The following is a 9,015-nucleotide window of genomic DNA, read 5'->3' as shown; positions in this document are numbered from 1 at the left end:
CCCGGACCCTGCCGCAACCCAGGCCAACAACCCCCCCCCACCCCCGGCCCCCACCCCGTTCGACCGCACGCTGATAGGCCCCGCGACCCGCATGGTCCCCCAATGGGTCATAGAACTCCTGGGCGCATGACAGACCGCACCAGGGCGGGGGACGATCTCACCGCCCTCGTCGCACAGGTGCGCGCATGCCGTGTCTGTGCCGACAGCCTGCCGCTGGGACCACGCCCGGTCCTGCATGTCTCGCCCACCGCCCGCCTGCTGATCGCAAGCCAGGCCCCCGGCACACGGGTTCATGAAACGGGAATTTCGTTCAACGATGCTTCCGGCGACCGGCTACGAGGCTGGCTCGGCATGGATCGCGAGACCTTCTACGACTCCAGCCGCATCGCCATCCTGCCGATGGGCCTGTGCTATCCGGGCCGCATGACCAAGGGCGGCGACCGCCCGCCGCGCCCCGAATGCGCCCCGCTCTGGCGGGAGAAGCTGCTGGCCTGCATGCCCGACATCACCCTGACCCTCCTGGTCGGGTCGTACGCCCAGGCGGCAGTCCTGGGGCCGGGCCGCGTGGAAGACCGCGTGCGCGATTTCCGCGCTTATCTGCCCCGCTATTTTCCCCTGCCGCATCCGTCCTGGCGCACCGGGGCGTGGGAGCGCCGCAATCCCTGGTTTACGGCAGAGGTCCTCCCGGCGCTACGCGCCGCCATCGCCCCCCTGCTGGCACCGTCCCGACAGGTCACGACGCCGCCACAGCGTGCATGATCGTCACCACCAACCCCTCGATCCCCGCCGAGAGGATCTGCACGCCGATACACAGCAGGATCAGCGCGGCAAGGCGCGAGACGATCCGCGCGCCCGTCACCCCCAGCAGAACGACCAGCCGCTCGGCATAGGAATAAGCCAGCCACACCGTTCCCGCCACGACGATCGCGGCCGCCGAAACCGCGAGATAGAAGGGCAGCCACGCGGGCGATGCCGGCCGCGAGGCACTCAGCGCGATCGCGACCGCGATCGACCCCGGCCCAACCGTGAACGGCATGGTCATCGGAAAGAAGGCCATTTCCGTCCAACTCGGCAGCGTGACGGTCCGCCCGCCCTGCATGGCCTGCTTTTCCTTGCGCGCGGCGGCTTCCTCCGGCGCCTGAAGCAGCGCCCAGGCCCGCACGGCCACCACCAGCCCACCGGCGATCCGCAGCGAATCCACCGTAATGCCGAAGAATGCGAGAATCGCACTGCCGGCCCAGATCGAAGCGATCAGAAGCGCCGCCGAATAGAGCGCGACCGTCCGGGCCAGTGCCAGCGTTTCGCTCCGCTCCCGCCCGGCGGTCACCTGCGAGAAGATCAGCGACGCCCCAAGCGGATTGACGATCGAGAACAGGGCAGGAAACGCCAGCAGAAACGTATTGCTGAAGACGGAGAGCGCATCCTTCCAACCGAGGGAAGCAATGCCATGAAGGCCTGGGGACATCGGAACGCATTCCAAGGAGCGATCTGGCGGCAATGCCCGACCAGTCGCCACCAGTCGAAAGCCGGCTATCGTTTTTCCCAGACTGACGCGGCCGTCAAGCCCCGTCCAGACGCATGGCGGGCACGCCCCCACCCGTCTGCATCACAGCAATGACAGGCTGCACGCTCTGCGGCAGGCAGCACAGATACCGGTCGTCGCCGGTTTCCTCCACCAGCGGCCAGGATGTCAGGCCCAGATCGTTATAGACATCGAGCATCGAGGCTCCGACCTGCCAGAATGCCGGCTGCCTGCCCTCCTGCACCGCCAGGTCCCGCAGCCACCAGATGGCGGAGGCACAATCGGCCGACTTCCCGGCAGGATCGCCCAGCCCGATGAGAAAGGTCTGCGTCCGCACGAACGGCAGCAGGGCAAGGCCGGCTTCGCCGGGGATCAGCCCGGTGGGCGGGATCGGCCCCAGATCGTCCAGCGCATGATCCAGCGCCTGGTATTCGGCGTCGCCAGCGGTGTCCCAGGGCCGCACGGCAATCCGTCCAGGACGCACCAGCCGGCCGATCATGACCAGACCGAGCAAGACGGCCAGCCCCATGACCCATTGCGCAATGCCGTGGGAGGAGGTGAACAGCATGACCTCCCACCAACTCCCGCCCACCTCGTCCTGCGGCCCGGAGCAGACCAGCACCAGCACGCAGCCGATCAGCAGCACCAGCGACAGCCCGGTCCGGAACGACAGCGGTTCGCTCAGAATCCGCGCATGCCGGTAGTAGGAACTGCGGAACGGCGCGATCAGAACCGCCACCAGTCCCAGAATGCCCGGCACGGCCAGCGATGCCCCCCGCAGCAGGGTCAGCGCGACCGCCCCCACCAGCAGGCCCAGCGTCAGTTTCCAGGCCAGCGTCACGCGCTGCGACAGGCCCACGGCCAGCCCGATCAGCGCCACGCCGATCAGCGACAGCAGGTAATCGCCCGCCACGCCCACCAGATGATGCAGCCCGCCGGCATTGCTCCACGACGCGGGGTCCAGGATCGTCAGCGCGATCAGCAGCGCCCCGCAGATCGAAACCGCCCCCGTCGCCACCACAACCGAGAAATCGGCCTCGCTCTCGCGAATCACATGGCTGGGCCGGATGTCGCGCGGCCCGCGCCGGGGGATACGGGGCGCGCCCTTGCGCGCCAGGGCGGCATCCCCGCGCAGGAACAGTTCGTGCCCCGCGAACATCAGCCCGGCAAGAAAGAGCGGGATGATGTAATAGAACAACCGGAAGACCAGAATGGTGCTGACGATCTGCGACGGCGGCAGATACGCCCCCAGCGCCAGCATCATCGCCCCGTCGAACACCCCCAGCCCCCCCGGCACGCTGGCCACCAGACCGGCGGTGTAGGAGGCGATATAGATGGCCAGGAACACCCCATATCCCAGCCCGCCCCCCGACGGCAGGAAGATGTAGGCAATCCCCGCCGTGGCGGCGACCTCGGCGGCCGCGACCACCATCTGGGCAAACGCCATGGGCGGCCGGGGCAGCACGATGGTCCAGCGGCAGATCCGCACCTGCGTCAGCCACAGCCCGAGCAGGATATAGCCTCCCACCACCGCCCAAAGCAGCAGCCCGATCCCCGCCAGTACCAGATGCGGCAGATGCGCGCCGATGACCGGTATCGCACCGGGCTCCAGCAGCAGCACGGCCCCGATCAGCGCCCCCGCCCCCAGCAGATAGGTCGCGGAACAGAACGCGATGATCTGGGCGATATCGAACGCCCCCACCCCCCAGTTGCCATACAGCCGAAAGCGCACGGCCGCCCCGGAAATCGCGGCGAAACCAAGGTTGTGCGACAGCACATACGAACAGAACGAGGCAAAGGCCGCCTTGCGGAACGACAGCCGATGCCCGACCTGCACCACCGCCAGGCAATCGTAGAAGGACAGGATGAAATAGGACAGGACCGTACAGCCGATCCCCAGCATCATGGTCGTGGCCGGTATGGTCCCCAGCGCCGCGCGGATATCATCCCAATGCAGGTCCCGCACCTCATGCTGGACCACGACGATCGCGGCGACCATCAGGCACAGGCCCACCACATGCGGCAGATGCCGCAGCAGCCGCCGCCAACCCGGCGCCGGCGGCGGGGGGCCATCCGGCGGAAGGGAGCAGTTCAGAACCATCAGAGAGCGAACCCGGCCATGGCAGAGGTCACCACCCCTGCGTCAACCGGCGGCGACAGACGCGGTCCCGGCCACCGCTCGAAGCAGCGCCGCCTCGATCAGCGCCACGGTTTCCGCCACCCCGTAGAGACCGATGAAAATACCGAATCGCGGCCCCTCCTTCTGGCCCAACAGGACCTCGTACAGGCAGCCGAACCAGCTCCGCAGCGGCTCGAACCCATGCCGCTTGCCGATCTCGAAGACCAGATTCTGCAACATGTCGGGGTCGGTCGCGTCCCCCTCCAGCCCGCGCAGCGTCTCCGCCAGATCGGCCAGGGCCGCGCGCTCCCGCGCATCGGGCTCCCGGTAAGTCTTCGAAGGCCGCACGAAATCCGCGTAATAGACGATCGCGTGATCCACCAGCCGCGCCAGCATCGGGCAGGTCTCGGGCGAGGCCGCCGCATCATAGCGGTGAATGAACCGCCACAGCACATCGGGCGTATCCGCGTTCGCGGCGCTGGCCAGGTTGAGCAGCATGGCGAAGGTCAGCGGGCTGCCCGCGCGGTCGTCGATCCGCCCGGCATGGATGAACCAGGCCGGATTGGCCAGCAGCGCCGACTCATCGGCCTCCTGCGCGCGGGCACGCGCGACATTGGCCAGATACTCGTCCGCCGCCTTGGGAATAACGTCGAAGAACAGGCGCTTCGCCCGCTGGGGCGCATTGAACATATACTGGCCCAGGCTCTCGGCGGGCGCATAGCGCAGCCATTCCTCGACCGAGATGCCGTTGCCCTTGGATTTGGAGATCTTCTGGCCGTTCTCGTCCAGAAACAGCTCGTAGGTCAGGCCGGCCGGCGCCTCGCCACCCAGAATGCGGCAGATTTTTCCCGACAGCTTCACGCTGTCGATCAGGTCCTTGCCCGACATCTCGTAATCGACGCCCAGCGCGAACCAGCGCATGGCCCAGTCCGCCTTCCACTGCATCTTCGCATGGCCGCCGGTCACCGGGGTCTCGAACGTTTCGCCGTCCTCGTCGGTCCAGCGCACCGTCCCCGCCACGGGGTCGATGCCATCCATGCGCACCTGCATCACCAGCCCGGTGCGCGGATGAATGGGCAGAACGGGGGAATAGGTCGCGCGGCGATCCGGGCCAAGCGTCGGCGCGATGACCGCGACGATCTCGTCATGCACTTCCAGCACCCGGCGCAACGCCGCGTCGAACCGGCCACTGGCATAATATTCGGTGGAGGACGCGAATTCATATTCGAAGCCGAATCCGTCCAGAAACGACCGCAGCCGCGCATTGTTGTGGGCGGCAAAGGATTCGTGGGTGCCGAACGGGTCGGGAATGCGCGACAGCGGCTTGCCCAGATGCTGGCGCAGCAGGTCGCCATGGGGCACATTGTCCGGCACCTTGCGCAGCGCGTCCATGTCGTCGGAAAAAGCGAGCAGCCGCGTCGGCCGCCCCGTCAGGCGCGTATAGGCCTGGCGGACCCAACTGGTCCGCGCCACCTCGCCGAAGGTGCCGATATGCGGCAGGCCGGACGGCCCATAGCCGGTTTCCAGCAAAGCGGGCGCGTCGGCCGGCAGGGCTTTGCGTTCGACATGGGCGGCCAGCTTGGCCGCCTCTTCGAACGGCCAGGCCTTGGGCAGGGAAGCGGGATCGAGACGGTTCTGATCGGACATGATGCGCAGGAAGCTATGAACTGAAACCTGACCGGTCAATCCATACCATACATCATCCCTCCATCGGGCCTCCATCGGGTGGGCGACAGACGGCGATTCGTCCCCTATATGTTCCCTTGATGGCCACACCGCCCCCCTCTGCCGACCTGCCGCCCGCCCTGGTGGCGCGTCACGGCACCTGCTCGCTGCTGACGTCCGACGGCGAACTCCTGGCCGTGCCGGGCGAGGAAGCGGCACGGCTGCTGCGGGACATGCCGCCGCCCCTGGTCGTCCACGCGCCGCTGACCGCACGCCGGCTGGGCCTGCCCCCCCAGCCCCAGCCGACAGCGTGGCTGGACCTGCTGGACCTGTTCCTGTTCGCCATGCCCGGCCGCACGATCCCGCCGACCGCGCGGGGGCTGGCCATGGCCCTGGGGCTGGACGCGGCGCGGATCGGCAAGGCCGAAGCCGACCTGCTGCCCGACCTCGCGGATCTCCTGCTCGACCATATCGCTTCCCTGCGCCCCACCCCGGCGGGCGAGGAAATGGCGGCGCTGGCGGTCAGGATGGACCGCGCCGGCTGGGCCTGGGGTCCCAGCGTGCTGGCCACCCTGGGCGCCGCCCACCCCCTGCCGGCCGAATCCCTGCAACCGGGCGACGCCATCCGCGTCTGGCGCCGCCTGCCCAAATGGGAGGAAACGGCTCCCCGCCCGGCCCCGTCCAGCCAGCCGGTCCCGGTGGCGGACGCCCGCCGCCGGCTGGCCGAGATGCTGGGCGCGCAGGCCGAAAGCCGCGCCGGCCAGGCCGATTTCGCGGGCGCGGCCAGCGCCGCCTTGGCCCCCCGCCCGCCGCGGGGGCGCCCGCCCCCGGGGCAGGGCGCCGCGGGCGCCCGGCCCCGGCACCCGCGGGGCGGGCGGTTGGGGGGGGGCGCGCCCGGCGCCGCGCCCCCCCCCCCCCGGCGGGGGCGCGACCCGCACATGGTCCTGGCCGAAGCGGGCACCGGCACCGGCAAGACGCTGGGCTACGTCGCGCCCGCCAGCCTGTGGGCCGAACGCAATGGCGGCTCCGTCTGGATCAGCACCTACACACGGCACCTGCAACGCCAGATCGAGGGCGAACTCACACGCCTCCACCCCGACCCGGCCATCCGGCGGCAACATGTGGTCCTGCGCAAAGGCAGGGAAAACTACCTGTGCCTGCTGAACATGGAAGAAGCCGTGAACGTCGCCGGCAACCGGGGCGGCCCCACTGGCAGCCCCACTGGCAGCCTCTCAGGCAGCATCATCGCGCTGTCGCTGCTGGCCCGCTGGGCCGGCGTCACCGCCGATGGCGACCTGATGGGCGGCGACCTGCCCGGCTGGTTCGGCGACCTGTTCGGGCGCGGCACGCTGGCGGGCGTGGCGGACCGGCGGGGCGAATGCATCCACGGCGCCTGCCCGCATTATCAACGCTGCTTCGTCGAACATTCGATCCGGCGCGCCCGCCAGGCCGATCTGGTCATCGCCAACCACGCGCTGGTGATGACGCAGGCCGCATGGCACGCGATGGGCGACGAGACGGCCTCCGACGAAGACAATATCCCCACCCGCTACGTGTTCGACGAAGGCCATCATGTGATGGACGCCGCCGACAGTGCCTTCTCGGTCGAACTGTCGGGGCTGGAAGCGGCCGAACTCCGCCGCTGGCTGCTGGGCGCCGAGGGCGCGCGCTCCCGCGCCCGTGGCCTCAAGCGCCGGCTGGACGATCTGGTGGTCGGCGACGCCAGACTGGAATCCCCGCTGGATGCCGTGTTGCAGGCCGCCCACGCCCTGCCCGCGCCCGGCTGGTCCGGCCGCCTGGCCGGCATGCTGCGCGCCGCCATGCCCGCCCCGCCCGGCGAGGACCACACGGCCAGGGACACACCGCCCCCCGCGCGCGACACGCTGCCCAACCCCTGCGAACAGTTCCTGCACCTGCTGGCCTGCCAGGTCGTCGCCCGCAGCCGCGCCGGCGACCCGGCCCAGCCGCACACCATGCCGGGCGCCATCGAATGCGACCTGCATCCGCTGGCCGAGGACGTGTCGCCGGCCGCAAACACGCTGGCGCGGGCGCTGGACCGTCTGTCGGTCGCCCTGCGCACTTTGGTCGACCGCCTGCTGGAACGTCTGGACGACGAATCGGGCGACCTCGACCCCGCGACCCGCGAGCGGATCGAGGCCGCGGTCCGCACGATGCGCCGACGCGCCCTCAGCCGGGTGGACGGATGGAGCGCGATGCTGCGCGCAATCGGCGAGGTCCGCGACGGCACCAGCCTCGGCGCCCCGCAATATGTCGATTTCATCCGCATGGACCGCCGCGAGGGCCAGCGCCCCGGCGAGCAGGATGTCGGGCTGCACCGCCACTGGCTGGACCCGACCATCCCCTTCGCCACCGTGCTGGCGGCCCCGGCCCATGGCGTGCTGATCACCTCGGCCACCCTGCGCGACGAAAACGCCAAGGGCGACCCGGAGGAAGCCGAACGCGCGTGGGAGGCCGCCGAGGCCCGGACCGGCGCCAGCCACCTGCCCTCGCCGGCACTGCGCGCCGCGCTGGCCAGCCCGTTCGATTATCGCCACCAGAGCCGCGCCTTCGTCGTCACCGACGTGGCCCATGACGATATCGGCGCGCTGGCCGCCGCCTATCGCACGCTGTTCCTGGCCGCCGGCGGCGGCGGCCTGGGCCTGTTCACCGCGATTTCCCGCCTGCGCGCCGTGCATCGGCGGCTGTCGCAACCGCTGGAGGAAGCGGGCATCCCGCTTTACGCCCAGCATGTCGACGGCATGGATAATGCCACGCTGGTCGATATCTTCCGTTCGGAAGAAAATTCCTGCCTGCTGGGCACGGATGCGATGCGCGACGGGGTCGATGTCCCCGGCAACGCGCTGCGTCTGGTGGTGTTCGAGCGCGTGCCGTGGCCCCGCCCCGACATCCTGCATCGCGAGCGCCGCACGCACCTGTCGCACGGGGCGCCGGGCGAGTATGACGACCGGATCGCACGCCTGCGCCTGCGCCAGGCGTTCGGCCGGCTGATCCGCAGCACGGGGGACCGGGGGGCGTTCGTACTGCTCGACCGCCGGGCACCCTCACGGCTGATGTCGGCCTTCCCCGATGGCGTTGCCGTCCACCGGGCCGGGCTGGCCGAAACCGCGCGGGACCTGCAAGCCTTCCTGCGCGCCTCGGCGGACGGGGAACATACGATGCCCCCCGCCCCGTAATCCTGCCGTCAGAGCGGCTTGAGGTTCGATGCCGCCGCCTTGCCGCGCTCGGTCACGACATCATAGCTGACGCGCTGGTTCTCGTTCAGGCCCCGCAGACCCGCCGCCTGAACGGCCGTGATGTGCACGAACACATCCTTGCCCCCGTCCTCGGGCATGATGAAGCCAAAACCCTTGGTTGCGTTGAACCACTTCACGGTACCCGTCGCCATAGTCACTTCGTCCCTTGTTGCCGGCATGATGCCGCTCGACCGATGTCTGCCCGACACGCGATACCCGGCGGGCCACCGCCGACGACCAGCATCGATCCAGATACGGTTATGGGCGCACGAACCCTGCCGGTTTGTCAAACCATCCGGGTGCCCGTTTTTTTAAAAATCATGACATCCTGGCCGCGCCGGGCCGCCTGCCGCCGCGGGACATCAGGCCAGATGCAGCATCCGGATCAGGCCCAACCCAAGTCCCGTCAGGCCAAGGAGCGACAGCGCCACCGTCGCCATCACCCGCCCCCCCGC

General features: G+C 69.5%; 6 protein-coding genes. 2 read left to right on the top strand and 4 right to left on the bottom strand.

The annotated features are described in order from the left end of the window. The first annotated feature begins 126 nt into the window (after positions 1 to 126). Complete coding sequence (locus tag ABF821_RS18120; RefSeq protein ID WP_415531080.1) at positions 127 to 759, top strand: uracil-DNA glycosylase family protein; 633 nt, start codon at positions 127 to 129, stop codon at positions 757 to 759. Here the strand turns inward: ABF821_RS18120 and ABF821_RS18115 are convergent. The 3 genes from ABF821_RS18115 to ABF821_RS18105 all read right to left on the bottom strand — a co-directional run bounded on the left by ABF821_RS18115 (position 734) and on the right by ABF821_RS18105 (position 5,288). Then, entirely contained in the window at positions 734 to 1,465 is a 732-nt protein-coding gene (locus ABF821_RS18115; protein WP_182974766.1) for a MarC family protein, read from the bottom strand. The genes ABF821_RS18120 and ABF821_RS18115 overlap by 26 nt on opposite strands. Positions 1,466 to 1,559: 94 nt before the next feature. Further along, positions 1,560 to 3,623: a lysylphosphatidylglycerol synthase domain-containing protein gene (locus ABF821_RS18110; RefSeq protein ID WP_415531079.1), complete on the bottom strand. Its 2,064-nt coding sequence runs from the start codon at positions 3,621 to 3,623 to the stop codon at positions 1,560 to 1,562. 42 nt (positions 3,624 to 3,665) lie between these two features. Continuing rightward, the gene (locus ABF821_RS18105) at positions 3,666 to 5,288 is read right to left on the bottom strand and encodes a lysine--tRNA ligase (RefSeq protein WP_415531078.1); all 1,623 of its coding nucleotides are present in this window, start codon (positions 5,286 to 5,288) and stop codon (positions 3,666 to 3,668) included. A gap of 119 nt (positions 5,289 to 5,407) precedes the next feature. Between ABF821_RS18105 and ABF821_RS18100 the strand changes: the two genes are divergently transcribed. Next, on the top strand, positions 5,408 to 8,500 hold the full coding sequence (locus tag ABF821_RS18100; RefSeq protein ID WP_415531077.1) for an ATP-dependent DNA helicase: 3,093 nt from the start codon (positions 5,408 to 5,410) through the stop codon (positions 8,498 to 8,500). A gap of 8 nt (positions 8,501 to 8,508) precedes the next feature. Here the strand turns inward: ABF821_RS18100 and ABF821_RS18095 are convergent, their stop codons facing one another. Then, positions 8,509 to 8,712: a cold-shock protein gene (locus ABF821_RS18095; protein WP_012225746.1), complete on the bottom strand. Its 204-nt coding sequence runs from the start codon at positions 8,710 to 8,712 to the stop codon at positions 8,509 to 8,511. Between the last annotated feature and the right edge of the window lie 303 nt (positions 8,713 to 9,015).

This window comes from Gluconacetobacter sp. (genome assembly GCF_047721585.1).
GTDB lineage: Bacteria > Pseudomonadota > Alphaproteobacteria > Acetobacterales > Acetobacteraceae > Gluconacetobacter > Gluconacetobacter dulcium.
The sequence above is the reverse complement of the archived record's forward strand: the minus strand, read 5'-3'. Positions and strand labels throughout refer to the sequence as shown.